Genomic DNA, 24,792 nt, shown 5'->3' with positions numbered 1-24,792 from the left:
TATGGCCAAAGAGAAACGCGTTTATACCTGTACCGCCTGCGGCGCACAGTCGAGCAAGTGGGCGGGGCAGTGCGGCGATTGCGGTGAGTGGAACTGCATTGAAGAGTCTGTCGCCCAGGCCAAAATTGGCGGTGACAAGGCGGCACGCTTTCAGGGTTACGCCGGTGAAAGCAAGGTGCAGTCTTTAAGTGATATCCAGCCGCAACAGGAAAGCCGTAGCCCGATAGGGATCTCCGAACTCGACCGTGTGCTCGGCGGTGGCCTGGTGCGCGGCTCGGTCGTCTTGATCGGCGGCGACCCGGGCATCGGCAAGTCCACCATCCTGCAACAGGCCATGGCCGCGCTGGGTAAAACCCTAAAGACGCTGTACATCACCGGCGAGGAATCCCTGCAACAGGTCAGCATGCGCGCCCACCGCCTCGGCCTGAGTCATGTCGATATCGGTCTGCTCAGTGAGACCCGCGTTGAACGCATCCTGTCTATCGCACAAAAAGAAAAACCGCAGGTCATGGTCATTGATTCCATCCAGACCGTGTACACCGACATGTTGCAGTCTGCCCCCGGTTCGGTGGCACAGGTGCGCGAGAGTGCCGCGCAGCTGGTGCGCTTCGCCAAGCAAACCGGCACGGCCCTGTTCCTCGTCGGCCATGTCACCAAAGAGGGCACACTGGCCGGACCGCGTGTGCTCGAGCATATGGTCGATACCGTACTGTATTTTGAAGGCGACAGCAGCAGCCCGTATCGGGTGATTCGGGCGGTCAAGAACCGTTTCGGCGCCGTCAATGAACTCGGCGTGTTCGCCATGACCGAAGACGGCCTGCGTGAAGTCGCCAACCCCTCGGCGATCTTTCTCTCAAGACATGCCGAAGACGTGCCCGGCAGTGTGGTCATGGTGACCCGTGAGGGCACGCGCCCCTTGCTGGTGGAGGTGCAGGCCCTGGTCGCCGAGAGTCATCTGGCGAACCCCAGGCGTGTGGCGCTGGGGCTGGATGCCCAACGCCTGTCAATGTTACTGGCGCTGTTACACCGCCATGGCGGTATCGCCATGTATGACCAGGATGTGTTTGTGAATGCCGTCGGCGGTGTGCGTATCAACGAAACCGGCGCCGACCTCGCGCTAATACTCGCCATCCTCTCCAGCCACCGTGACCGGCCCTTACCCAAGGAGTGGATCATCTTTGGTGAAGTCGGCCTGGCCGGCGAGATCCGGCCGGTGCAGGGTGGTCAGGAGCGCCTGAAGGAAGCGGCCAAGCATGGTTACACCAGGGCGATTGTGCCGAAGGCCAATGCACCGAAGAAGCCGATAGAGGGTATGGAGGTGCAGGGGGTGAGCCGGTTGTCGGAGGTGTTGGATAGTGTTTGGGACTGATGAATGAGGAAAAGGGTACTGAGTCCTTTAATTATGGTATGAGCAATCACATCTCAATTACTTCAGTCTCACTATCAGGCTATAAGGCGTTTGACGAGTACAGTATTCGTCTATCCCATATGAATATTCTTGTCGGTCCGAATAACTGCGGTAAATCAACAATTCTAGGTGCATTTAGAGTTTTGGCTCAGGCGATACGGAGAGCGATGTCAGTTCGAGCAACAACGATCCAGGGGCCAGAAAGGAGGCGACGTGGATGGCAGCTCCCTGACGAGGCACTTCCTATTTCAGCTGAAAATATTCACAAGGATTATCAAGATATAGACACAACCGTTGTATTTCATACTTCAAATAGAGGCAAGTTCATTCTGTATTTCCCTGAAGAAGGAGGATGCAACTTTTTTGCGGATTCCGAAGGTGGCATCATTCGAACACCTGGTGAGTTTAAGCGGGAAATGCCGGTAAATGTGCAGGTTATTCCAATTCTTGGCCCCGTTGAACATAAAGAAAAGATTGTTACTGAAAAGACAATAAAAAGAAACCTACAAACAACTCGTGCATCTAGAAATTTTAGAAATTATTGGCTTCAGTATCCTGATAGGTTTGATGAGTTTTCTGCTCTAGTAAGAAGTACTTGGCCGGATATGGATATAGTAATGCCAGAGCGGTTGGGCGATGTTGTTGGAATGTTTTGTCTTGAGAAGCGCATTTCTAGGGAACTTTACTGGGCTGGGTTTGGTTTTCAAATATGGCTGCAATTGCTTACACACATATCACGTTCAGAAAACTCTACTTTGATTGTTGTAGATGAACCAGAAATATATCTCCACCCTGACGTTCAACGTCAATTATTAGGTATCCTCCGAGATCGTGGGCCTGATGTATTACTTGCAACACACTCAACAGAAATAATGAGTGAGGCAGATCCATCTGAAATACTGATGATTGATAAAAAGAAGAAAAAAGCAGAAAGATTAAAGGATGCGGAAGGCGTACAGATTGCTCTAGATTCAATAGGCTCTATACAAAATATTACCCTAACACGTTTAGCTAGAAACAAGCGCATTCTATTCGTTGAAGGAGATTCTGATTTCCGTCTTATAAGGCGTTTTGCTCGAAAGTATGGGATGAGTGAGCTTGCTGCTGGGACAGACTTAACTGCGCTTGAGTCGGGCGGGTTTTCGTCCTGGGAAAGAATTAGAGCGTTAGCCTCAGGGTTTGAGCAGGCTCTTGGATTCGAATTACATGTTGGTGCGGTATTTGACCGAGACTTCTGGTGTGACGAAGAAATATCAGCAATTAAAGAGGAGTTAGAACGGCATTTAGAATTCTCACACATACATGATCGTAAAGAGGTAGAAAACTATTTACTTGTTCCAACTGTACTGGAACGTGTTTTAGAAAAGGCCTTACGTGAACGTGAGCGTCGGGTGGGGGAAGTACGAAAGCGCACACATTCAATTGAAGAGCTACTCGAATCAATAACTAATCCAATACGCGCAGGAACACAATCGCAATATATAGCTAAACGAGTTGAGTATCTTCGAGGTTCAAGGATTGATAGCGCAACTATTACCTCTGATGCGATAAATGACTTTGAATCAAGTTGGAATCATATTTCTAGTCGCATGGCCATTATACCAGGAAAAGCAGTTCTAGCATCTCTACGTACAGAAATAACGAGATTGTATTCTGTAAATCTGACGGACCACAAGATAGTATCTGAATTCACAAAAGAAGAGTTTCCGGAAGATTTAGTCAATCTTCTTCAGGGGCTGGACCGTTACAGACGAGGGCTCTATGAGTAGTGCTATTCGGGGACAGACCACGAATATCGAGAGTCCGTTAATGGCCAATCAGCGACATAACCAGGCAAGAATCGGCTAGAATAGAACGACAGGCAGGAACCGACCCGAAGCGGACATTTATATAAGGGGATAGAATATGGAAAATGCAGATCTATTTAATTTCCTAAAAGGAGAGCTAGAAAATAAAGGAATTGACTCATCCAGTTACGAAGAGTACTGGGAGTCTTTGACTAAACATGAAAGATCTCCTTGCCCATTATGCTTTACACAAAAAGGTGTAAAATCATCACTTATGCCTCTTCCTGAAAAAGGAGGTTTTGAACCAGTCAAGTGTGAAGTTTGTAAAGAGATTTTTTATAAACCAATTCCATAACCATAAAAACCATTATGACTACATCTCGTAAAAAAATATCACCTCTAGTTCGTGATGAAGTGCTTCGTGAAGCGGGATACAAATGCGCCAATCCAACCTGTCGCAATATTCTTACGCTACAACTACATCATATAATAAATAGGGTCAGAACACAGTTGTTGCTAATATTAGAGAAGTCTGTGCTCTGACCCTATTTATTTCCATTTTTTAAATACTTTAATATGTCAAAGAAGCCATTTGTTAACGCACAAGAGCTAACTCTAGATGAGTGGCTAAAGCTGGTTTTAGTGCCTGAGCAGATGAGACCATGTCTTATTGAGGATAGTTATTTTGTTACAGACCAACATCTAGATGAATATATCAATTCTATTCATGATCGAGATGAAAATGAAATTCAGATTATACTGAATAACTTTTTGATTTCGGGTGGTCATTTAGGTGTAGATAAAACAATGAGAAGTTGGTTGTTATCAATGACTCTTATAGAGCGAGAGAAAAAAAAAGCTCAACATTCGTATTTTAAAAGATTATTGGATATTTCTGGTTCTTCGAGTCCATGGCAAGGCCTAAGCTGGGTTATTGATTTATTACCACATTTCCCGCAAGAGGCAATAAGTTCGATTGACGCCTACTTTCTTGCTCATTGTCAATTACTACCAGATGGAAGGTTGGATGGTTTATCTGATGCGTCTAAAATAATTAGATCTAGGTATTTGGAGCATGAATTACCAGTAAAGAATGTTTTACTAAATTTGACGCCGCGAGATTTTGAATTACTCATTGCATACCTATACAAAAGCAAAGGATATAATGTAGTAGTTACTCCAAGGGTAAGCGATGGTGGGTATGATGTGTTGGCGGAAAGGGAGAATAATAGGGAAAGTGAAAGACTTCATATAGAATGCAAAAGATATGAAGAAAACATTGGCGTCATTATTGTGAGGGGTGTCTTGGGTACTCTTGTTGTAAAAAATGCAACAAAAGCCGTTATCGTTGCATCTTCTTTCTTCACTAAACCAGCAACAATAGAGGCTAAGAAATCAAAACGCATTGAACTTATAAATTTGGATGACTTGGATCGTGATATGAGAAAAATTGATGTTAATTGGACATCGAAGGTTAACGAGTATGTTATGAAAATGAAAAGCTCTTATAACAAATTATTAAATGAATAGGGGACAGACTGAAGCCCCCCAGGTTTCATAGGTCTCTCCTCGGGGTAGTATCCCCTTATCTGAGACTCTATGAAACCTGGGGGGCTTCAGAGCACACTTAGGAACTCTAAAGCGCTCCATTATTGCTCAGAGAACCCTATCGGGTTCATTATGAGTACCCTACACTTCCAGTGTCAGGGCAACTTCCTGAACCAAAGGTTCTGGTCACACTTTTCCCTAATATGGCCAATAACAATAATGAGATAACGCTATGGCAAAATTAATTATGCTCATCGCCGGGATATCTGGCGGATTATCAGTCATGCTGGGCGCATTTGCCGCTCATGGGCTAAAGAAGAAAATATCACCCGATATGATGTCTGTTTTCAGAACAGGTGTCGATTACCAGTTTTACCACTCTTTCGCGTTAGCCCTGGTTGGATTGTCACTGATTGCACAGAGTATTGAACAAAGTATGTATTTAACCTGGGCGTTCGTATTTTTTGCTGTTGGTATTATTTTTTTTAGTGGTTCACTTTATCTTCTTGCTTTAACACAAAAGAAAATATTTGGCCCCATCACACCACTAGGCGGTCTATTTTTTATTCTCGGTTGGGGAGCTTTTACCCTTCACTGGGTGAATTACGGATAATTAAAGAGGTCAGAGCCCTTTATCAAGGATTTAGAGAACCGATGGAAAAAGTCATTATACTTGTTGATGTCCAGAATATTTACTAAATAAAGGGGTCAGTACCCTTTAATTCCTTTAATTAATACCAGTTTTCTCTAATATAAGCGAATACTGGGATCTGACCCTATTTATTTTATATCACTATTATGTTTACAAGAAATAAAACTAACTAAAAAGGAAATTTTATGAAAGTAGCATACATATTCTCATCTCAAGGGCACACTGTATCTTACAAACTAGGCAAAATGATTCTTCCGCAGCTGGAAGAAAATGCGCATGGAGTCGATGTCGTAGGTATGTTTTTTTTCGAAGATAACAATTACGTTCTCGTAAAGGGTGACCCGCTTGGGGAGCGTTTAGCGAAGGTAGCGAAGAATACGGGAATGTTACTAATGGGTTGTGATCAATGTTGCTATGAAAGAGAAATCGATGGGAAATTGATCGAAGGTGCGACGATAGGATGTTTTCCCAACCTTTACGGCGCGCTGTCTGTAAATATGCCAGATCAGGTGATTACATTATAAAAGAGTAATAGAATTAAGTGGGGTCAGAGCACAGATTTCTCTAATATTAGCAATAACTGTGCTCTGACCCCATTTATTGCCATTTATTGAAGGAAGAATCAAAATGGGTCAACGATATTCTGAAATTTCCGATAAACTGAAACAGTTTATCGAAGATCAAAAAATATTCTTTGTAGGCACTGCTACGGCTGACAGTAGAGTAAATATATCTCCGAAGGGAATGGACTCTTTGCGAGTCTTAGGTAAGAACCGAGTTGTGTGGCTAAACGTAACAGGAAGTGGAAATGAAACATCTGCTCATATTCAAGAAAATCCTAGAATGACCATAATGTTTTCTGCTTTTGAGGGGAACCCAATGATTCTACGTCTTTATGGAAATGCAAATGTTATCCATAAAAATAATCCAGAATGGAATGAATTATTTTCTTTGTTTAATCCTATTCCTGGCGCAAGGCAATTATTTAATCTAACTGTCGATCTTGTTCAAACTTCTTGTGGTATGGCTGTTCCATTTTTTGACTATGTTGAAGAAAGAGAGCAACTAAAAAATTGGGCATCCAAAAAAGGAGATGCTGGAATAAAAGAATACTGGTTAGCGAAAAACCAGATAAGCCTTGACGGGAAACCTATACATATCAAAGATAAAAATGCCTAAGAAAAACCGGGTCAGTGAGCAATTTGTTCTAATATAAGAAGACTGGAATATTACTGTTAATTCCTCTCTGACCCTATTTAACCTTTCGAACTCGGAACCTGATGCAGTCACTCTGGAGACTCATGTTTTGCTATGCAAAATATAGATAGCGGGAATCATTTTCACTAAAAGTCACCCACTATTCTTTGTTGATAGGTAAAATAAATTAATACATTAGGAATAAACGATTTCACAAATTGTTTGAAATAATCGATATTGTGGCCTGAGTACAATATTACGTTGTGCTGACAAGAAATCCTTTTTTACTTATAAAACAGGAGATTAGCCGATGTCTGAAAAAAAATGCCCGGTGATGCACGGTGGCGCCACAGAGAGCAGCATGTCGAACATGGAATGGTGGCCCAAGGCCCTGAACCTCGACATTCTGCATCAGCACGATAGCAAGACTAATCCGATGGGGGCGGGCTTCAACTATCAGAAAGAGGTCAAGAAGCTTGATATAGCCGCCCTTAAGAAAGATATGCATGCGCTGATGACAGACAGTCAGGCATGGTGGCCGGCGGACTGGGGGCACTATGGTGGTCTCATGATCCGCATGTCGTGGCATGCGGCCGGTACCTATCGTATCGCTGACGGCCGTGGTGGTGCGGGTACCGGCAATCAGCGCTTTGCGCCAATCAACTCCTGGCCGGACAACGGCAACCTGGACAAGGCACGCCGGCTGCTCTGGCCTATCAAGAAGAAGTACGGCAACAAACTCAGCTGGGCCGATTTGATCGCCTATGCGGGGACGATTGCCTATGAATCCATGGGCTTAAAAACATTCGGATTCGGTTTTGGCCGTGAAGATATCTGGCATCCGGAAAAAGACACCTACTGGGGCTCGGAGAAGGAGTGGCTTGCCCCTAGCGGTAGCGAAGGTAGCCGATACTCTGGCGAACGCGACCTGGAAAACCCGCTGGCCGCGGTGATGATGGGCCTGATCTATGTTAACCCCGAAGGCGTGGACGGCAAGCCGGACCCACTGAAGACGGCCCATGATGTACGCGTGACCTTTGAACGCATGGCCATGAACGACGAGGAAACCGTGGCGCTCACCGCCGGAGGTCATACCGTGGGCAAGGCACACGGCAACGGCGATGCCGACTTGCTAGGCCCGGAACCCGAGGGTGCCGATATTGAAGATCAAGGTTTCGGCTGGCTAAACAAAACCAAACGCGGCATTGGCCATGACGCCGTCACCAGCGGTCTCGAAGGCGCCTGGACGTCTAACCCGACGCAATTTGACATGGGCTACTTTGACATGCTGCTCGATCACGAGTGGAAATCGGTGAAGAGTCCCGCCGGGGCCTGGCAATGGGAGCCCGTGGATATCAAGGAGGAAGACAGACCGGTTGACACTGAAGATTCATCGGTCCGTCACAATCCAATCATGACTGACGCCGACATGGCCATGAAGATGGATCCGACCTATCGCGAGATCATGGAAAGGTTCCGTGCTGATCCGGATGCATTCAAGGATGCGTTCGCACGTGCCTGGTTCAAGCTGACCCACCGCGACATGGGGCCAAAAGACCGTTATATCGGTCCTGATGTGCCGCAAGAAGATCTGATCTGGCAAGATCCAGTACCGGCTGGCAGTGTTAACTACGATGTACAGGCCGTGAAAGATAAAATTGCCGCCAGTGGCCTGAGTATCAGTGAAATGGTGTCGACCGCCTGGGATAGTGCAAGAACCTTCCGCGGTTCGGATAAGCGTGGTGGTGCCAACGGTGCACGTATTCGCCTGGCACCGCAGAAGGACTGGGAAGGCAACGAGCCTGCACGTCTGAGCAAGGTACTCGGTGTGCTTGAACCGATTGCTGCCGACAGCGGCGCCAGCGTGGCGGATGTGATCGTGCTGGCCGGTAACGTGGGTGTTGAACAGGCTGCCAGGGCCGCGGGATTTGATATTTCCGTTCCCTTCTCACCTGGTCGCGGGGATGCTAGCGACGAGATGACCGATGTGGATGCCTTTGAAGTGCTGGAGCCCCTCCATGACGGCTACCGCAACTGGCTAAAGCAGGACTATGTCGTCAGTGCAGAAGAGATGATGCTCGACCGCACGCAATTGATGGGACTGACCGCCCCTGAGATGACAGTGTTGGTTGGTGGTATGCGCGTGCTTGGTACCAACCACGACGGCACCAGGCACGGAGTGTTTACCGAACGCGAAGGCGAACTGACGAACGACTTCTTCGTCAACCTGACGGACATGAATTACACATGGAAACCGGCCGGAAATAACCTGTATGAAATACGTGATCGAAATACGGATAAGGTCAAGTGGACGGCGACACGAGTTGACCTCGTCTTCGGGTCCAATTCGATTCTTCGTGCCTATGCTGAAGTCTATGCGCAGGATGACAACAAGGAAAAGTTTGTGCAGGACTTCGTTGCAGCCTGGGCCAAGGTGATGAATGCCGATCGTTTCGATCTGGTCTGATTTACAGTGTACATCCCCGCGCCGCGCATAATCGCGGCGTGGGGATATATAATTATAAAAGTAAAACAGATAAAAGGGGTCGGTGACAAATAAGTCTCATTACCATAACTGCCGGTGCCGCTATCGTTAACGGTCTGTACTTCGCGTTATGCGGTAATGTACCAATCCATAATTATTATCGTTCTGATTACGGTACGAGAATCCTACATCACCATTCTTGCCCAATACGACATAGGGGTCCGTACAATAGCAGTTATCACCAAAACGCTCTTCGAACACTTCGCGTTGTGTGGCAAGATCAAACACTGAGAAAGCAACCCAACCCGGGCCACGTTGTTCCAGTCGCTTCGCGAGCAATAAAACCCCCAGTTCTTCATTAAGCGCCATTTTTTCGATAATTATATGACCCCGCCAGAGCGTAGATTTCGCCGACTGGATAAGTTTCTTGTCATCGGATACCGGGTCGATTTCGTACAAACCGCCGGTTGACGAAAATAGTGTCACCTCCGCATCATAGACGTAAAAACGTTTCGTGGATGGACGAAACTGCCCCGCGCCTGTAAATCGATATTTAGGCACACTGCGATTCTCCGAGGCAATTTCTTTTACCGGCGCTGGAAAGATGGTCTTACCGGTTTCGGGCGACAGCACCTCGAGAATATTCAACACCAGGCCATCAGGCGTCGCGCCAATAACATATTCTTGAAATTCACGTTTTCCGGATGGGAAGACCATCGGCCGTTGCCAACGAACCCCGTCCGTTGAATCAACCCCGATGAGGACGCTCTTGCTCGTTACCCTACCGTCAATTTCCTTCAGGCAGTGCCGTTCGTCGACACGCGGCTTTGCCAAGTGAGTACGTCGTGGATAAATCGGGTAGCCATTGACATTCACCGGCCGTGGAACCCGGTCGCAATCCCCCGTAGTTTCGGTATGGACTAAATCGTTATTCCATCGGAGCCCGTTTTGGACATCGAAATATGGAAGATTGACCAGCGGGCCGGCTGCAGGATCAGGATTATGATACGGAATCTGCTTTACCGCCAGCTTGTTAACGACGATACCATTCCCTGCAGCAACAGTGGGCAATCCAATCGCGCCGATTACAAGAATCAGCACCGCCTGCATCCAGATTTTCTCCATACTCTAAATTAACTACCTTTATTGCGTCGAGTCAAATCCCTAAAAACCGGGTCAGAGCAATTTGTTCTAATATAAGAAGACTGGAATATTACTGCTAATTCCTCTCTGACCCTGTTTAACCTTTCGAATTACCGGTGAGGGGTGGCCGGATGAATAAGAATATGCAGTGCACATATCGCGAGAGTGAACGCTAAACAAGAGGGGCGTCGGGACACTCCGAATAATTCTAAAATCTCGGCCTTACAATGTTTTTGTATGGCTGTGCAATAGGCGACAGACCACGTTTTAAAATCAAACGTGGTCTGTTCCTAATAATTCCTTCAGAAATGAGTGTAGGGTGTACCGATACGGACTGGCGGCTTCTTTAACGGTGACGTATAAGCAAGTCAGGTGTTAGGATGTCCATATGTTCAATGACACTACAACGGGTCTTGGCGGGGCGCTCGCAGTCAGATGAATCTACCACCGCTTCCCGATCCTCATGCTCTGGCCGTTCTGGCACTGACCGTGCTTGCCCTGTATCTGTTTACTCGTGATGATGTTGCCATCGAGACATCGAGCCTGTTCATTCTGGCCATACTGACCAGCGGTTTTTCTGCCTTTCCGTATACGATGGCTGATGGGGAACACCTCGAGGCGCTGACCTTTTTCAGCGGCTTCGGTCATGAGGCGCTGGTCGCGGTATGCGCATTGATGATTGCCGGCAATGGCCTGGTGCGCACCGGTGCACTCGAGCCCCTTGGCCGCAATCTGGCGCGTTTGTGGCGAACGAGCCCTGCACTGAGCATGCTATTGACGCTGATAGTTGGCGCCTTCCTCAGTGCCTTTGTCAACAACGTCCCCATCGTCGTGTTGCTGCTACCCATCCTTGTCAGTGTGTCGTTGCGGACCGGGACACCGGCCTCCGGGGTGTTAATGCCCATGGGGTTTGCAACCCTGGTTGGTGGTATGAGCACCAGCATCGGCACCTCGACCAACTTGCTGGTGGTGTCGGTGGCCGCAGACATGGGCCTGCGACGTATACAGATGTTCGATTTTTTTGTCCCCGCGGCCATCGTCGCCTGTATCGCGATTGTCTATCTGTGGTTGATTGCGCCGCGCCTGTTACCCGCACGGGAGGCCTCGCTTACTGATACCTCCCCGAGAATTTTTGCTGCACAACTCGCCGTTGTTGAAGATGAATTTGCCGCCGGCAAGACGCTGGGTGAGCTCATCGAAAAGACCGGTGGCATGCTGGCCGTGTCACGCATTATGCGTGACAGCGGGACCTTTATTCTGCCATTGCCGGACGCCCATATCTATGCCGGCGACAGATTACTCGTCAATGACACACCTGAGCACCTGATGGAGTTCGAGAAGGCACTGGGTACCGCTCTTTATGTCGGTGACATTCAGGTCGATGCAGAGCACCCCTTGTCCGATGAGGGGCAACAGATTGCCGAGATCGTCGTATTGCAGGGCTCACCCTTGCTGGGGATGACACTGAGACAGATCAACTTTTCAGATCGCTACCAGTTAATGGTGCTGGCGATACACCGCCCAGGTCAGTCGCCAGAGACCTTGCGCGAGAAGATCGAACAGGTCAATTTGCGCACAGGTGATGTCCTGCTTGTGCAGGGCAACCTTGACACTATCGCCGAGATCAAACGTAACGGAGAGTTACTCGTGCTCGACGCCACGGCCGATCTGCCGCACACCGAAAAATCTATAACGGCCCTATTGATTATGCTAGGTGTCATTGTCGTCTCGGCGTTCGGACTCGCACCGATCGCGATCAGTGCCGTGTGTGGCGTCTTGCTGATGCTGATTAGCCGTTGCCTGACATGGCGCCATGCCGCCATGGCCTTAAGTACGCAGGTGATCCTTATCGTGGTGGCAAGTTTGGCACTGGGTGCGGCGCTACTAAAGACAGGGGGGGCCGAATATCTGGCACAGGTATTTGTCGCGCTCACGAGTGGCGCCACGCCGGCGGTCATCCTGTCGGGATTGATGCTGTTGATGGCGATTATGACGAATGTCGTGTCGAATAATGCCGCGGCCGTGATTGGCACACCCATTGCGATCAGCATCGCACAGCAACTGAATGTTGACCCGGAACCGTTTGTCATTGCGGTACTGTTTGGTGCCAACATGAGTTACGCCACACCCATGGCCTACAAGACCAACTTGCTGGTGATGAGTGCGGGTGGTTACAGGTTTATGGATTTTGTTCGTGTCGGTGTGCCCCTTACCGTCATCGTCTGGATCGGGCTGTCTATCCTGCTACCGGCCATGTATGCTTTGTAACGCGCCAAAAATGGAAAAATGGGGTCAGCGACAAATGAGTCTCATTACCATTGCGGTTTATCACTCGAACCCTGCGCTGCAAGCATTAATACCATTAAAGGTGTCATAGCCCTTTATCGTGATGAAGTTCGTATGTTACACCGACTGGAATCAACTCCCCGAGAGTGCGAATGCACTGTTTTTGCAGGCAGAGAAAGACAGCCTCTTTTTCTCGCGCCCGTGGTTTGAGAATGTGGCCACCGCCCTCAATGACGATGAAACGATGGCCCTGGCCTGCGTGGTAGCTGGCAGCAAGGTCATGGCCATCCTGCCGCTGATGAAGAGTGCCGGGAATATCGGCTACGCCCTTAAACATCGCTATACGCCACTTTATAGCCTGCTACTTGCTAAGGATGATCAACAGCAGGTTCTCGCTTGCCTGGTTGAGGGTTTGCATCAATTGCCGCTTGAGGCATTGTTATTGGAGCCGGTGGCCGACAAGGATGGTCATCTGGAGGGCTTGCAGGGCAGCATGCAAGCGGCCGGGTTTGGCTGTGATCGTCTATTTCGGTTTTATAACTGGTTTTTGCGCGTGCAGGGGCAGTCCTATGCGGAGTATATGGCGGCGCGACCTGCTAAACTGCGCAATACGATCTCGCGTAAAAAACGTAAACTTGAACGTGAACACGGTTACGACATTCACCTTTTTAGCGGCGATGACGTACCGCACAAAATGCCTGATTACTATGCGGTCTACAGCGCCAGCTGGAAGGCAAACGAACAGTATGCGGGCTTTGTGGATACTATGGTGGCGCGCTTTTCAAAAGCGGGCTGGAGCCGGCTTGCGATTCTGTATATCAAAGAGCAGCCCGTCGCGGCACAGCTCTGGTTTGTAGGCCACGGTAAAGCGAGTATATTCAGGCTGGCGTATGATAAGGCCTGGAAGCCGTATTCACCGGGTTCAATACTGACCAGCTTCCTGATGGAGTACGTGATCGATACCGATAAGGTAGAGGAGATCGACTTTCTGACGGGTAATGACGCTTACAAGCAGGACTGGATGTCTGATCGCCGGGAACGTTTCGCCTTGAGTTGTGTGAAAAGTGTTAAGCCCGCAGGGTGGTATGAACGGTTTGTCGCATCGCTGAAGCGTATACTGAAAAAACAATAACGATACTTGGGGTTATATGAAAAGGTATTTATACTGAATTTCATATAAACTCTATATTTTGGAATTTTTGAAATAATGACAATGCTATCACTATGAAACTTGTACAAAAACGCTTTCTAAAAGGCAGCAGGGAATTTGAGATAGTCGATGATACGGTATACGTGCGCATAAAATCCTTGTTTAAGGAACAGAAATTAACCGTTGATTTGTCCACCCTTGACCCTGAACCTGTCATAAATGGTTCAGAGCTGGCATTTTACAGCCCTCATAAGGGACGTCCGGTTTTCTCTCTGTTATTAAATAACCCGAATGCAGAGAAATTTAACGCCTTTGTCGATGCGCTGAAGCAGAAAATAACAGGGGAGGACAGTGCTGAGACAGTATCCCCGGAAACTGCACAATCAGCCCTTGCCAGGAATGTGTATGAGGAACCACCGGAATTCGTGGAATCTGACAATGCGCAAAATGAAATCAGCTTTCAGCCTGTTAATGCAGAAAGACTGGATAATGATATCACCATGCTGAAAACATACCTGGATGAGAAAGATATCAAGCCCCTGCTCGATTCTCTTGAAACACTCAAGGCAGAACCTCAAAACGAAGCGGCCTTTCAGAAAATGATGGATGCCTTCAACGACCTGGGTATTAATCAAGGCGCGGTATTAACCTATGCGACTTATCTCAAAGTGCTGGCATCTAAATCCGTTCGTTTTTAAAAAAATAAACTGCAGGCATGGCAGGCGGCAAGATTTATCGAAATTTTATTTAGTGAGGAAATTAGAATGAAACAGTTCGTATTTGTTTATCTGGGCGGTAATCAGCCATCCAGCCCGGAGGAAGCTAATAAGCATTTTGCGAAATATATGAAATGGCTATCATCACTCGGCGAGTCGGTTGTCATTCCTACCATTCCGTTAAAGGATACCGTTACAGTAAGCCCTGATGGAACTGTAAGAGAAGGGGGGAGTAGTGCCATGTCTGGGTTCTCGATTATTAAAGCTGAATCGAGGGAGGCTGCACTATCGATTGCACAGGACTGCCCTTTTCTTGAAATTGACGGTTCGCTTGAGGTGTCTGAGATGATGCAGATGCCTGTTCAGTAACACATTAAAGAAGCGATAATTGGGGTTATAGTAAAAACTAAAAATAAAAGGGGGCACATCCTTTGTATAAAACGATGTGTGGTCAGTAATATATTTGTATTTTCACAAGAGGAGAAGAAGTTGAAGTTCTTATGGCTGAAGCTATTGCTGACGGTGCTGGTCTTTGCAGGATTGTTTTTTGTTGTCTATGCCAAGGTGGCAACGGGCGGTGTATGAAACCGGAAAAAACGAGCCGAAAAATTAAAGGCTCGCGTCATTTATTTTCAACCAGCGCGAACAGATTAAGCAAATGGACTATCCCGTGCGGGGGTGGCCGATGAACGCTATACCGGCCCCATGATAATCAAAGGGGGCGGTGACAAATAAGTCTTATTATCATTGTTGTTTGTCGTTATTCCCCTTAATAAAAAAGGGTGCTGACCTGTTTTTTTGTACATTAGTAATGACTCGGCCTGACATGCTGCTAGCTTTCATTAGAACCAACGCCTGACTTTTTCTTTATATGCCAAATAGTCTTGCCCAAATTTCTTTTCCAAATAAGACTCTTCCTTCTTGATGGCGGTGAAGTATATGACAGATATGGAAGGTATAAAGCTTAAGGTAATCCAGAGATTATTAACAATGAGGCCTATGCCAATAGTTACAATGCAAAACGCAAGATAAATAGGATTCCGTGAGTATGAAAATATACCGGTTGATATGATTTTAGTTGTTGGCTTCCAGGGTTTAATATTTGTTTGCGCGCGCTTAAATGAAACTGTCGCCACAAGTAAGGTGGTAAGGCCTAGCGTTACGAAGAATGAGCCGATGTAGAACAAAAAAGACATACTGCTAATTTCTACGGCCAGAAAGTAATAATGTATGCCATATGCGATGAGTATAAATAGTATAAATACTACTGGAGGAGGCAATTTTACCGATGCGCCATTTTTATCTTCATTCAAGGCCATAGTCTTTCTCTGTAGTGAGTTGCTTTCTAATAAGGTTGCATTTCAAAAGTGTCGTATCATGTGACAGGCATTTGATGTTTACGGTAATGGGTTGTCCAGATCAGACGAACTGTGCTCTAACAAACAGGCTTAGAAAACTCAAATATTTGATGGTGTCACTATTCATAGTGAACTCTTTAATAACTTACTTAATCCGTATTCAGGTTTAACTGCAGCAGCAGGTGTGATTCGGACGTAAGTCCGTTATTTACATGAGTAACATTACATTTTTGGTCAACAATATACGTGGTCGGAAGTGTTCGCACGCCCCATGATTTGGCTATACTGCCAAAATCTTCTACGCGTAATGTAAGAAGCTCAACATTCTCCTGACCAACTTTTTCTAACAATCCTTCTAATATCGGCTTTTGGGCGTTTTTGCACTGCGAACAATGTTCTGACCAAAAATAGACAATATGAAGTATGCCAGCTTTTAGTTGAACTCCGTTTTGCTCGACTGCCGCATTCTGAGCTCTATTCAACTGTGACCGGCGTAATAGCAGATATACAGTCGCGCCCAGAACGGCAGCAACAATTACAATAAGTAAACGCTCGTACATATTAAATACCTCGGGTCCAATTCAAGGACGAGGCGCTCTGACACCCGGAAAAACACTGCCAACCTGTATATGGCCAAAGAATCCCTTGATGCCTGTTTTTTGGATCATATAATACATAAAGCAGCCGGCACACCAACCAAGAAACGCCAGGCTACCAAGGCCAATCATCATCCACGCCAGACCCCAGCCAATCGTGGCATGGTTACTATAGATGAGATAAGCCGCCGTTCCAGAGACCACCATGCCTATCATGTTTGCAAAGCGGTATGCTTCGATGTTATCTATGCGCATGTCTGGTTTCAGAATGCCTAATGGTTTCAAAATACCCTTGTAGATCCATGAGTAGACGTCCAGTGTTTTAGGTGAAATAACACCCAGCACAAAAATGCCACACTGGAATGCAACCAACTCCCATCTGTCAAACACATAGGCAGCAACAACCATCGCAACAACCAGAAACTGGCCTGTGCGAATTTCGCTGGCATCAAGCCATCTATCATCCGGAACCGTGTTGAAACGATCGTCATTAATTGCATTTTCATTAGTATTCATATGCATTACCCCTTCATAACTTAACTAATAGATGGACATGTCATTGCGCGACAGCACCTGAAGTCAGCAATATTAATATTGTTGTTTCCGACAGAGGGAAATAATCACCATGTATGAAATACTAGATTATTTTGTCTACTTTGATAATGGTGTTTAAGGTTATAGGTGTTATGCACTAGAAGTATACATAGTCGCCTGTAGCTTCAGCACTACGGCAGTACTGGAAACCTTTAGGAAACAGGTGGCTGCAGGTTATTCTGCAATGCCTAAGATAGGCAATTGATTAGCCCTGGGCCGGGCGATAAACATTTGACTATGGGATAAATCATATGGTCTATTTGCCTGGTCGAGCCCCCGGGAAGATCCCGCTGATGGCTCCATATTTGAAAAAGCCACCGAGTCCCATGCGATTAAGCATATAGTAGGTAAAGCAGCCTGCGCACCAACCTGCCAGGGCGATCGCCCCCAGAATTAACACCAGCCAGACTAAAGACCACCCCAGCACAGTATTACCGCTATAGAGCAGATAGCTGGAATAGCCGGTAACCAACAATCCAATACTCATGGCAAAACGATGGGCCTGGGGAACATCGACCCTGATATCGGGCTTAAGCAGCCCCAGAGGTTTTAACACTTTTGTATAAACCAGCACATAAGGGCCCAGGGTGGGGAGCAAGACAGTAAGTAAAAATACGACAGCCTGAACCGCGACCCATTCCCAGCGATCGGTGACAAACCCGATCAACAACCCGGTCAGGATGAATACCTGATGGGTGCGTATCTCATTTTGATCAACCTGCTGTTGCTTCATTTTTTCGTTCATAGTGTCTTCCAGCTATATATCTGCCCAGTAACGGATAGCTGCAATGCTACTTCATTCTAAATTTCTCCATAACAGACGGAAATTGAATATCATATATTCGTATACGGAATAACAAGACTTATGGATGCCTCTCTGTCATGGCCGCGTTTCTGCGTGTTGTAATGCCAGTGGCTTTACTGTGTATGATAAAAGAAGAATGGGCTGCAAAGAAGATTCTGTTCTTTCAGGACAGAATGAATCAGTATTTGCGGTGTTTGAGGTAAGAGTAAAGACCGACATAAAAAAGCCAGCATTAGCTGGCTTTTTTTGTTTCAGCTGATTCATTTAGCCGTTCTAGGCCGGTCACTTCGGGCTTTCTGCCCTCTCGTGACATTCGTACATCCATGTACAAAATCATCAATCGTTTAAATGTGACAGCTCACGCTCCAGTAATTCTTCATTACCGAGATTGAGTTCAACCAGTCGACGCAGGTGGGTAATACTGTCGATATCGATATGGTCACAGTGAAAACCGATCTTGTGGCCTTCGCTATGTGCCACGGATACTTCCATATCAATCACCGTTTCACCGTCACTGAGGGCGACTTGCAAAATGCCGGCGTCGCCGACCACTGCCGACCAGTTGTCCGGGCGCTTGATCAGTGCGCCCTTTAGGGACAGGTCGATTGCCGTGCTCTGGAATTTTTCACCGCGGATAATGATGGTGACGGGGGCTTCAAAAAGAATGCGTAGATGATGACGATGTTCATTGATGGGTAGTGAGTCACTCATAACCAGAATCCTCTGTCCATGTCATTTACGATTGCAAATGAAATTGAAGTTTGAGTTTGTCTATCTGTATCAGGTCACCGTCATTCAGCGGCCAGGTCTTGTCACCTATGTTGTTTTCACCCACACAAAGGTTGTCGTTCTCACCGAGGTTGGCAATAAAGTAGCCGTCACGACGCAGGGAGATCAGGGCCGGGGTGATGCCTATCTTGCCGAGGTCGGTCATGCCGCTGCGTAACTTGATGGTCTTGCCGAGGTGGCTGCCGCTCAATACCTGCAACCAGCCATCCTTGCTGGTATTGTTCGACGGCGGGGCTGTGCTTGCCACCTCGGTGGGGGCCGTTGCCGTGACAGGTTTCTCCAGGGTCGCGGGCCGTGTGTCGGCTAATGCCTCGCCGACACTGGCATAACGCAGGGTATGTTTACCAATACGGATCAGGTCATTATTTTGCAGGGTGTGTTCCTTAACCCGCTGGTGATTGACGAAGACCTCCTCGTCATGGTGATTCTGCAGCGTGTATTGTCCGTCATGTCGCATCAGTCGTGCATGCTGTGGGGCAACGGCCAGGCTGTCGATAAAAATATCAGAAGAGGGTTCACGGCCAATGGTCATCATGTCATCACGCAGGGGGATGACTTGCAGGGTATTATTTTTAAAAGCCAGTGTTAGTGTTGGCACTGAGGCATTTTCCGTAACCATTTGTCCTGCAACTAATTATAGCTGATTGGCATACAGGCTCAATGTGCCGCCCGTCATACGGTATCAGCCGTCTGTCTGACTCTGGACTGTTTCATTACTGAGTGAGGGGTAAATCCGTGCGGTTTTTACCGCATTATCGCTGACCTGCAGGATATCAATCGGGTAGTCGGCGATCTTCAGGCTGGTACTGGCCTCGGGGATGGCCTCCAGGTGTTCGAGGATCAGCCCATTGAGGGTCTTGGGCCCATCAACGGGCAGGTCCCAGTTGAGGAGTTTGTTGAGTTCACGGATATTGGCACTGCCATCGACCAGCCAGGTGCCATCCTCCTGCGGGTGGACTTCCTTGATACTGGCGGCCGGGTCGGTGGTGAACTCACCAACGATTTCCTCAAGGATATCTTCGAGCGTCACCAGTCCCTGCACATCACCGTATTCGTCAACGACCAGGGCGATACGGCGCCGGGCACGCTGAAAGTTGATGAGCTGTGTGTGCAGGGGCGTGCTTTCCGGGACGAAGTAGGCCTCGGGTACAACCTCGAGTAAGGTCTCGCGGCTAAAGTTTTCTTCGGTCAGCAGTTTGATAGTTCGGCGCAGGTGCACAATGCCGATAACATGGTTAATGTCACCACGATAGACGGGCAGGCGTGTGTGTTGTGCGCTGTATAACTGATCGAGGATGGACTGCCAGTCATCTTCGATATCGATACCGACGATCTCTCCGCGCGGCACCATGATGTCATCCACCGAGACTTGTTCAAGGTCGAGGATACTTAGCAGCATGTCCTGGTGAGAACGCGGGATCATGCTGCCTGCCTCGATCACCACGGTGCGTAATTCTTCCGGGCTCAGGTGCATGGAGTCCTGGTGCGAGGAGTCGATGCGAAATATTTTGAAAATGCCATGCATCAATTTGTTAAAGAACCAGACTACCGGATAGCCAATCCGCATTAAGGGGTTAAGGATCCAGGTGGCCGGGAAGGCAAAACGCTCCGGGTGCAGCGCGGCCAGTGTCTTGGGTGTCACCTCGGCAAACAACACCATGATAAAGGTCAGGATAACTGTTGAGACAAATACACTCAGTTCACCAAACATGCGCAGCATAATGATCGCGGCAAGCAGGGTGATCATGATGTTGACGGCATTGTTGCCGAGCAGGATCAGGCTGATCAGCCTGTCCGGGTGTTCGAGCAAACGGTGAGCGCGCATAGCCCCCGCGTGTTTATCCCGCACCAGGTGACGCAGGCGGTATTTGTTCAGGGCCATCAGCCCGGTTTCCGAACCGGAGAAAAAGCCTGAAATAATAATCAGTACGACCAATGCAACAAGCAACAGGCCTAAAGGTAATTCGTTCAAGAACAGTTTGCCTCGTGTGGAGTCTGCCTGGCGCGGGCATAAATGATGCCCAACATGCCGTTAAGCAAGAATGATTTCTAGTACCAACTTGCTACCAAAATAGGCCAGTAGCAGGGTAACAAAACCGGCGAGTGTCCAGCGAATCGCCGTGCGGCCACGCCAGCCGGCCAGCCGGCGACCGAATAACAAGATGGCAAAGACCAGCCAGGCGATGATGGACAGCACGGTCTTGTGTACCAGGTGCTGGGCAAAGATATCTTCGAGATAAATGATACCACTGAGCAGGGCCAGACTGAGCAGGAAAAAGCCCACGCCAATGATCTGGAACAACAGTGACTCCATGACCCGCATGGGTGGCAGGGCGCGCATGAAGCCCCCCGGGTGTTTATGGCGTAACTGGTAGTCCTGTACGGCGAGTAACACGGCCTGCACGGCGGCGATACTTAGCAGGCTGTAGGCGAGCAGTGAAAGAATGATATGGATCTCGATATTCTGGGTCGTATTGCTCGCGAGGATGTGCTGTGAGGATAAAAACTGATCGAGTAACAGGCTAATGGCCGCGAGTGGCAGGACTACGATGCCGAGATTCTCGATGGGTTGGGTGATGGCAGCCAACAGCATGAGCAGGGCGACCAGGCTCATGATCAGCGAGGCGGCGCTATAAAAACCGAGGTTCAGGCCGGCCTCGGTAAAGATGGTGTTATAGACGAGACCGCCGTGCAGGATCACGGCACCCAGACCGAGGGCTATCAGGCCCAGTCGTGCGCCCTGGCTGGCGACCATGCCACTGGCCAGGCGCCGGCTCAGGAGCAGGGTAGTCCCCAGGTAGAGGAATACGGTTAAACTGGTAATTATAAGTACTTTCATGTTGTTGGCCGCCGGCAGTAGCCGTTTATTGTTAACTCTGTTAGGCTCAAATTTTACCGAATAATGGCACATTCGCCGCCTCGGTTGAAGGGCCAATGGCCTGAAATGGCCCAACCTTGGGGCATGGCGGGATAATGGGTTTTGTGACAAGGATACGGAAATCAGCGGCCAGATAAGGCAGACTGATCTTTATTTAACTACAATAATAAATAAGAATTTACACAGGTAAATCAGATCAGTATGAAAGTACGGATTCTTGGCTGTAGTGGTGGTATCGGCGCAGGCTTGCGCAGTACCTCGTTGCTGATTGATGACGACATCCTCATCGATGCGGGCACCGGGCTGGGTGACCTGACCCTGGAAGAAATGGGCCGAATCCGGCATATTTTTGTTACGCATTCACACCTCGACCACGTCTGTTTCATCCCGCTGCTGATCGATACCATTTTTGACCTGGTCAAGGAACCGGTCATTATTCATGGTCAGGAAAGCACCTTGCAGGCCCTGCAGTCCTATATCTTTAACTGGGTGGTCTGGCCGGACTTTGCCGAACTGCCCCGCCCCGAGTCGCCCGTCCTCAGTTATCGGGCCATGCGGCCGGGTGAGGTCTGGGAGAATCACGGCCGCGATATCGAGATGATTGCCGTTAATCATATTGTGCCGGCGGTTGCCTACCGGGTGGCTTGCGAGAGCGGCAGTTTTGCCTTCAGTGGTGACACCAGCACGAATGACAGCCTCTGGGCGGCCCTGAACGCCCATGGACAACTGGACCTGCTCATCGTTGAGGCGGCCTTTGCCGACCACAACCTCGAACTGAGCAAGATGGCCAAGCACTATTGCCCCAGCCTGTTGGCCGAGGACATGAAAAAACTGCAGCTGGACCCCGAGATCTACATCAGCCACCGTAAACCCGGTGAAGAGACGCGCATCCTGCAGGAGTGTTGTGAGCAGATGCCGTCCCGCAAGCTGAAAGGCCTGTCGGGTGGCGAGGTCTTTACGTTATAATCCCCGTTTCGAGGCGGCACAAGGCCTTATTTCGTCAACGGATATAGCGGCAAGATAAAAATCCCCCATGTTTGATTCCCTTACCGAACGACTAGGCAAGACCCTGAAAAACCTGCGTGGCCAGGGGCGGCTTAGCGAAGACAATATTAAAGAGGCCCTGCGTGACGTGCGCATGGCCCTGCTCGAGGCCGATGTGGCCCTGCCGGTGGTCAAGGCCTTTATCGACAAGGTCCGGGCGCGCGCGGTGGGTCAGGAGGTCCTGCAAAGCCTGAGCCCGGGCCAGGCCCTGATCAAGATTGTGCACGAGGAGCTGGTGCATGTCATGGGCGAGGCCAACGAGGCCCTGAACCTGCACACCACACCGCCGGCCGTGATCCTCATGGCGGGCCTGCAGGGTGCGGGTAAGACCACCAGTGTTGCCAAGCTGGCGCGATTCCTCGCCGAGCGCGAGAAGAAAAAAGTGCTGGTCGCCAGTGCCGACGTCTACCGACCGGCGGCGATCAAACAACTTGAGACCCTGGCCGCCGAGATCGGTGCCGGGTTTTTCCCCAGCTCGACCGAGCAGGACCCGGTCGCTATCGGTCAGGGCGCCATCGAGCAGGCGAAAAAACAGTTTTTTGATGTTGTCATCATCGATACCGCCGGCCGACTCCACGTCGACGCGGAAATGATGGATGAAATCAAGCGCTTACATGCGGCCATCAATCCCATCGAGACCCTGTTTGTGGTCGATAGCATGACCGGCCAGGATGCCGCGAACACCGCCCAGGCCTTTAACGAGGCCCTGCCGCTGACCGGTGTGGTCCTGACCAAGGCCGATGGTGACGCCCGCGGCGGTGCCGCCCTGTCGGTGCGTGAGATCACCGGCAAACCCATCAAATTCCTCGGTGTCGGCGAGAAAACCACCGCCCTGGAGGCCTTTCACCCCGAGCGTGTGGCCTCACGCATCCTCGGTATGGGCGACATGCTCAGCCTCATCGAGGAGGCCCAGCACAAGGTCGACCACAAGGAGGCCGAGAAACTCGCCCACAAGCTGAAAAAGGGCAAGGGTTTTGACCTCGCCGATTTCCGCGAGCAGCTGCGGCAGATGCAGAATATGGGCGGCATGGCGAGTCTCATGGACAAGTTGCCGGGCATGGGCGACCTGCCAGCCAACGTCAAAGACCAGGTCAATGACCGCGATATGCTGCGCCTGGGGGCGATTATCGACTCCATGACCCCGGGTGAACGCCAGCGACCGGACATCATCAAGGGCTCGCGGAAAAAGCGTATCGCCGCCGGTTCGGGTGTGCAGGTTCAGGATGTGAATAAATTACTCAAACAATTCAAGCAGATGCAGAAGATGATGAAGAAAATGGGCAAGGGCGGGGGCATGAAAAAACTTATGCGCGGCCTGCCGGGTATGGGTAAAATGCCGTTCTAGGCCCTGCGGATCAGCCGTGGCGGGAAAGGACATGAAATTCCCGCACAGGTCTTTCTTTTTACTGAAATTAGCGTAAAATGCAGCGATTTTTCGGGGGCGATCACTGTCGCCCCCGGTTATTTATTTTTTGGCTACTTTTAGCCGATTTGCAGCGAGAGGTTTACCCCGCACATGGTCACTATACGTTTATCACGCAGCGGCGCCAAGAAGCGTCCGTTTTATCACATTGTTGTCACCGATAGCCGTAACCGTCGTGACGGCCGTTACCTTGAGCGCCTGGGTTTTTATAATCCGGTTGCGCGTAGCGAGAAGGAAGACAGCCTGCGCATCGATACCGATCGCGTTGCTCACTGGGTCAAGCTCGGTGCGCAGACCTCTGAGCGTGTTGCCAAGTTGCTCAAGCAGCAGGCTGCCGCCTAAATCAGTTTTGTCGTTGTCACGCTGTATCGTGACAATGAAGGGTCTGGAGTCATGGTCATGAGCGAACCGGATAGTAAGGTGGCGCAGAATATGATCGTGGTTGGCAAGATATCCGGACTTTATGGTGTACGAGGTTGGTGCAAGGTGTTTTCCCACACTGAACCCCGTGACAACATACTCAAGTATTCGCCATGGTATCTCCGCAAGGACAATGCATGGCAGGCAGTGGAAGTGGTCGAAGGCCGCCAGCAGGGCAAGGGCATTATTGTCCACCTTCAGGGTTGTGATGATCGGGATGCCGCCGCCGCATTAATGGGTACGGAAGTGGCCATTAAGCCTGAGCAACGGGCCGGCCTCGCTGCAGACGAGTATTACTGGTCAGACCTGATTGGCTGCCAGGTGGAAACTCTGGACGGTGTTGAGCTGGGTCACATTGAAAGCATGATGGAGACCGGTGCCAACGATGTCATCGTCGTCGCCGGTGAGCGGGAACGTTTAATCCCGTTTGTGCAGGGTGACGTTGTGGTTGAAGTCGATACCGCCGCCAGGCGTGTGCGTGTCGACTGGGACCCGGACTTTTAGGAAGCAGGG

The 24,792-nt window shown here is 49.2% G+C and carries 25 protein-coding genes; 16 read left to right on the top strand and 9 right to left on the bottom strand.

Going from position 1 to position 24,792, the window contains the following annotated elements; translation table 11 throughout:
* The first annotated feature begins 1 nt into the window (after position 1).
* The 8 genes from radA to katG all read left to right on the top strand — a co-directional run bounded on the left by radA (position 2) and on the right by katG (position 9,059).
* Positions 2-1,369, top strand: coding sequence for a DNA repair protein RadA (gene radA / locus EL386_RS10010; RefSeq protein WP_126455829.1), 1,368 nt, complete (start codon positions 2-4; stop codon positions 1,367-1,369).
* Entirely contained in the window at positions 1,369-3,177 is a 1,809-nt protein-coding gene (locus tag EL386_RS10005; RefSeq protein WP_172597699.1) for an ATP-dependent nuclease, read from the top strand. The genes radA and EL386_RS10005 overlap by 1 nt, the downstream gene beginning before the upstream one ends.
* Positions 3,178-3,313: 136 nt before the next feature.
* Positions 3,314-3,550, top strand: coding sequence for a hypothetical protein (locus tag EL386_RS10000; protein ID WP_126455827.1), 237 nt, complete (start codon positions 3,314-3,316; stop codon positions 3,548-3,550).
* A gap of 221 nt (positions 3,551-3,771) precedes the next feature.
* Positions 3,772-4,725 (top strand): restriction endonuclease, encoded by a 954-nt coding sequence (locus EL386_RS09995; RefSeq protein ID WP_126455825.1) that lies wholly within the window; start codon positions 3,772-3,774, stop codon positions 4,723-4,725.
* A gap of 250 nt (positions 4,726-4,975) precedes the next feature.
* Positions 4,976-5,356: a DUF423 domain-containing protein gene (locus tag EL386_RS09990; protein WP_126455823.1), complete on the top strand. Its 381-nt coding sequence runs from the start codon at positions 4,976-4,978 to the stop codon at positions 5,354-5,356.
* Positions 5,357-5,580: 224 nt separating this feature from the next.
* Positions 5,581-5,919 carry a SaoD/DsrE family protein gene (locus EL386_RS09985; protein WP_126455821.1) on the top strand — a complete coding sequence of 113 codons (339 nt, stop codon included), beginning with the start codon at positions 5,581-5,583 and terminating at the stop codon, positions 5,917-5,919.
* Positions 5,920-6,022: 103 nt separating this feature from the next.
* Complete coding sequence (locus EL386_RS09980; protein WP_126455819.1) at positions 6,023-6,574, top strand: pyridoxamine 5'-phosphate oxidase family protein; 552 nt, start codon at positions 6,023-6,025, stop codon at positions 6,572-6,574.
* 328 nt (positions 6,575-6,902) lie between these two features.
* The gene (gene katG, locus EL386_RS09975; RefSeq protein ID WP_126455817.1) at positions 6,903-9,059 is read left to right on the top strand and encodes a catalase/peroxidase HPI; all 2,157 of its coding nucleotides are present in this window, start codon (positions 6,903-6,905) and stop codon (positions 9,057-9,059) included.
* A 126-nt stretch (positions 9,060-9,185) separates the two neighbouring features.
* Here the strand turns inward: katG and EL386_RS09970 are convergent, their stop codons facing one another.
* On the bottom strand, positions 9,186-10,202 hold the full coding sequence (locus tag EL386_RS09970) for a hypothetical protein (protein WP_126455815.1): 1,017 nt from the start codon (positions 10,200-10,202) through the stop codon (positions 9,186-9,188).
* 453 nt (positions 10,203-10,655) lie between these two features.
* On the opposite strand from EL386_RS09970, the gene EL386_RS09965 reads away from it, so the two are divergent.
* From EL386_RS09965 to EL386_RS09950, 4 genes are all read left to right on the top strand, one after another.
* Positions 10,656-12,488, top strand: coding sequence for an SLC13 family permease (locus EL386_RS09965; protein ID WP_126455813.1), 1,833 nt, complete (start codon positions 10,656-10,658; stop codon positions 12,486-12,488).
* Positions 12,489-12,609: 121 nt separating this feature from the next.
* The gene (locus tag EL386_RS09960; RefSeq protein ID WP_126457316.1) at positions 12,610-13,638 is read left to right on the top strand and encodes a GNAT family N-acetyltransferase; all 1,029 of its coding nucleotides are present in this window, start codon (positions 12,610-12,612) and stop codon (positions 13,636-13,638) included.
* Between the two features lie 92 nt (positions 13,639-13,730).
* Entirely contained in the window at positions 13,731-14,354 is a 624-nt protein-coding gene (locus EL386_RS09955; RefSeq protein ID WP_126455811.1) for a hypothetical protein, read from the top strand.
* Between the two features lie 66 nt (positions 14,355-14,420).
* A complete protein-coding gene (locus EL386_RS09950; RefSeq protein WP_126455809.1) occupies positions 14,421-14,741 on the top strand; it encodes a YciI family protein in 321 nt (106 codons plus the stop codon).
* Between the two features lie 473 nt (positions 14,742-15,214).
* Here the strand turns inward: EL386_RS09950 and EL386_RS09945 are convergent, their stop codons facing one another.
* The 8 genes from EL386_RS09945 to EL386_RS09910 form a co-directional block, all read right to left on the bottom strand.
* Positions 15,215-15,691 carry a methyltransferase family protein gene (locus EL386_RS09945; RefSeq protein WP_126455807.1) on the bottom strand — a complete coding sequence of 159 codons (477 nt, stop codon included), beginning with the start codon at positions 15,689-15,691 and terminating at the stop codon, positions 15,215-15,217.
* 188 nt (positions 15,692-15,879) lie between these two features.
* The gene (locus tag EL386_RS09940; RefSeq protein WP_126455804.1) at positions 15,880-16,290 is read right to left on the bottom strand and encodes a thioredoxin family protein; all 411 of its coding nucleotides are present in this window, start codon (positions 16,288-16,290) and stop codon (positions 15,880-15,882) included.
* Positions 16,291-16,311: 21 nt separating this feature from the next.
* Entirely contained in the window at positions 16,312-16,842 is a 531-nt protein-coding gene (locus EL386_RS09935) for a DUF4395 domain-containing protein (protein WP_172597698.1), read from the bottom strand.
* A 334-nt stretch (positions 16,843-17,176) separates the two neighbouring features.
* On the bottom strand, positions 17,177-17,665 hold the full coding sequence (locus tag EL386_RS09930; protein WP_126455800.1) for a DUF4395 domain-containing protein: 489 nt from the start codon (positions 17,663-17,665) through the stop codon (positions 17,177-17,179).
* A 396-nt stretch (positions 17,666-18,061) separates the two neighbouring features.
* Positions 18,062-18,436: a PilZ domain-containing protein gene (locus tag EL386_RS09925; protein ID WP_126455792.1), complete on the bottom strand. Its 375-nt coding sequence runs from the start codon at positions 18,434-18,436 to the stop codon at positions 18,062-18,064.
* A gap of 25 nt (positions 18,437-18,461) precedes the next feature.
* Positions 18,462-19,112, bottom strand: a complete 651-nt coding sequence (locus EL386_RS09920) for an FHA domain-containing protein (protein ID WP_172597697.1) — start codon at positions 19,110-19,112, stop codon at positions 18,462-18,464.
* Positions 19,113-19,196: 84 nt separating this feature from the next.
* Positions 19,197-20,486: an HlyC/CorC family transporter gene (locus tag EL386_RS09915; RefSeq protein ID WP_126455788.1), complete on the bottom strand. Its 1,290-nt coding sequence runs from the start codon at positions 20,484-20,486 to the stop codon at positions 19,197-19,199.
* A 60-nt stretch (positions 20,487-20,546) separates the two neighbouring features.
* The gene (locus tag EL386_RS09910) at positions 20,547-21,353 is read right to left on the bottom strand and encodes a cytochrome C assembly family protein (protein ID WP_126455786.1); all 807 of its coding nucleotides are present in this window, start codon (positions 21,351-21,353) and stop codon (positions 20,547-20,549) included.
* Positions 21,354-21,593: 240 nt separating this feature from the next.
* Between EL386_RS09910 and EL386_RS09905 the strand changes: the two genes are divergently transcribed.
* From EL386_RS09905 to rimM, 4 genes are all read left to right on the top strand, one after another.
* Positions 21,594-22,358: a 3',5'-cyclic-nucleotide phosphodiesterase gene (locus EL386_RS09905; protein ID WP_126455784.1), complete on the top strand. Its 765-nt coding sequence runs from the start codon at positions 21,594-21,596 to the stop codon at positions 22,356-22,358.
* Between the two features lie 67 nt (positions 22,359-22,425).
* Positions 22,426-23,781, top strand: coding sequence for a signal recognition particle protein (ffh, locus tag EL386_RS09900; RefSeq protein WP_126455782.1), 1,356 nt, complete (start codon positions 22,426-22,428; stop codon positions 23,779-23,781).
* A 171-nt stretch (positions 23,782-23,952) separates the two neighbouring features.
* Positions 23,953-24,201, top strand: a complete 249-nt coding sequence (gene rpsP, locus EL386_RS09895) for a 30S ribosomal protein S16 (RefSeq protein ID WP_126455779.1) — start codon at positions 23,953-23,955, stop codon at positions 24,199-24,201.
* A 57-nt stretch (positions 24,202-24,258) separates the two neighbouring features.
* Complete coding sequence (gene rimM / locus EL386_RS09890) at positions 24,259-24,783, top strand: ribosome maturation factor RimM (protein ID WP_126455778.1); 525 nt, start codon at positions 24,259-24,261, stop codon at positions 24,781-24,783.
* Positions 24,784-24,792: the final 9 nt, after the last annotated feature.

This window comes from Sulfuriflexus mobilis (assembly GCF_003967195.1).
GTDB classification, from domain to species: domain Bacteria; phylum Pseudomonadota; class Gammaproteobacteria; order AKS1; family AKS1; genus Sulfuriflexus; species Sulfuriflexus mobilis.
This window is presented reverse-complemented; position numbering and strand designations above follow the sequence as displayed.